The organism is Pseudomonas sp. B15(2017) (assembly GCF_002113215.1).
In the GTDB taxonomy this organism is placed as follows: Bacteria; Pseudomonadota; Gammaproteobacteria; order Pseudomonadales; family Pseudomonadaceae; genus Aquipseudomonas.
The window spans coordinates 1-2164 of the sequence record NZ_NEJZ01000035.1 but is presented as its reverse complement, the minus strand read 5'-3'; the positions used below and the strand labels follow the sequence as shown (position 1 = coordinate 2164).

Below are 2164 nucleotides of genomic sequence, written 5' to 3'. Positions count from 1 at the left end.
TGCCGTTGAGCTACGGCCTGGTGGAAAGAGCGTTCGATCCGGGCACCGAATTGAAATTGCCGTACACCTTGACCGCGCGCCCGCTGGGCATCCGTCGTCTGCGTGATGGCTGGCTGTACATCATCGACAGCCTCAGCGGCGAGTTGTACGAATACCGAATGCTCGACGGTATCGTCACGGCGCTGCTGCATCAGGGCAAACAGGTCAGCGAGGATCAGCGCGCAGCAATTGAAGAGCGTCCGGCGCTGATCTTTCCCCGGCAAAGTACGTTGTACGTGACCTTTGCCGAGGTGCAGTGGACGGCAAGCAAATGCCATCAGGTGCTGGACAGCCGCGAAGAGCGCAACCATTTCATGCAGGCGGTCGATCTTGCACCGGTGAATTGTTTGACCGGTGGGGAGCATTTGCTCACCGTCGAGCAGACCCGGCAGTGGCTGGCGGAAGTGGCGGCGGGGGCCGAGCCGGTTGCCGATGCGGACGCGACGCGGATGCCCACCGTGCAGGTCAGCGACGCCCCCGAGCACGAGCGTGAACCTTATCTGTGGGAGCAACCCCGGCGCTTTCGCGAGGCGCACATCGGCGAATTCCTCGGCCGGGTGCGCGGGCCCTATCAGGACGACACGCTGTTTCTGCTGGTCAACGACGATCTGGGGGTGATGCGCGATCTGGTCGAGTACCAGGACACCGTGGTCGGCTGGGTCGATGAGTGGAGCAACACCGGCAACAACGCGCGCGATTATCTGCTCGCCAGTTACATCGAGTCGCTGAGCCAACTGAGCGGCGCCGATGTCGACGGATTGGCCAAGGCCAGCGAACAGCCGCAGGCCAAAGCCCTGTTTGCCGATCTGGAACAGTTGCCCGAGCCGGATCGCGAGAATACGCGCAAGGCATTGCTCGATTACCTGAACAAGGGTGGGGAGGTCCAGGCCGATGGGCCGGCGCCGCCCGAACTGCAAAAACTGCGCGCCCAGGGTTTTGATGACGGCATGGGACAGAATCGTCTGGCCCCTACGGCTGAGGTGGATCGGCGTTTTTATACCCGCCAGTACTTCGAAGCCGTCGCCCCCGAGGAATTTGTCGAACAGCATCTGGAGACGCTGATCCGCCTCGGCAAGGATCAGGATCGGCGCATCAAGGACGTGCTCGACGGCCCGCTGCTCAGCGGTAAACGCGGGATCAACGACCTGATCGACCGCCCGGCGATGGACGAGCGACTGAACCTGCTGCGTGACGACCTCGGTCGCTGGAACCGCCTGCTCGAACGCATCACCGCCGACCGCACGCAACTGCTGGTCGCCGGACGCTTCCATCGTTCGGCCTGGTACTACGACGCGCAAGTGGCGGCACAACTCCATCAGGCCCTCAGCGCCGAATACGCCTGCCTCAAGGACCTGTGCCGCAGCGATGAAGCGAGCGAAAAAGTGCTCGGTTATCTGGAGGAACACCCGGAACTGACCCGAACTGTCTTCTACACCTTGCCGCTGCGCCTGCAAACGGAGCAGAGCGGGCAATACTCGACGCTGTTCAACGCGCTCATGGCCACGTTCAACAACCTGCCGGACTGGCTGGCCAAACTGAAAATGATCGAACAACCGCAACTGCCGGCCCTCGACGACATGCCCGAACACACCCGCGTCGTCGCGGCGGCGGTGCAGGACACTTACAGCCCGGCACTGAACCTGGGCCTGAACCGCGTGCTGGAAGGCTTCGACCTCTCGGCCGAAAAAATCCCCGACCTCGATGAACTGTTCCAGCGCCTGCCCAAAGCACTGCGCCTGCGCCTGTTCGACGCGGCGAAAACCAGCGGCGTGACCTTCACCGTCGCCAGCCCCGCAGAGCAGTCCGCGCTGCAAACGGCGATCAAGGAAGTTCTGCGCGAACGCGAATACCTCATGACCCTCAACCGTGAGCGCAACCAGATCACCCACAACAAGAATCGCCAGGGGCACAAGACTCCACGGGCGATGGAGTTGCAGGAAGAAATTGTGCGGGTGCGGGCGCAGTTGACCCGGATCGAAGCGCAACTGGCAGGGGCACTGAGCCCGATTGAAGAACTGCCGGATCGCTCGGCCCGGTTGTACGGCGCGACGCCTGCAAGAGCAGGGGTGACAGTGGTGTTTCCGCCGGCGCAGCAGCAGGAACTGCGCGGGTTGTTGGGGAATAT

1 protein-coding gene is annotated in these 2164 nt (G+C 62.7%); it reads left to right on the top strand.

The genetic code is table 11. The annotated features are described in order from the left end of the window. Positions 1-2164: toxin VasX (locus tag CAF73_RS29470; RefSeq protein ID WP_371918986.1), on the top strand; the 2164-nt coding region annotated here is incomplete at both ends.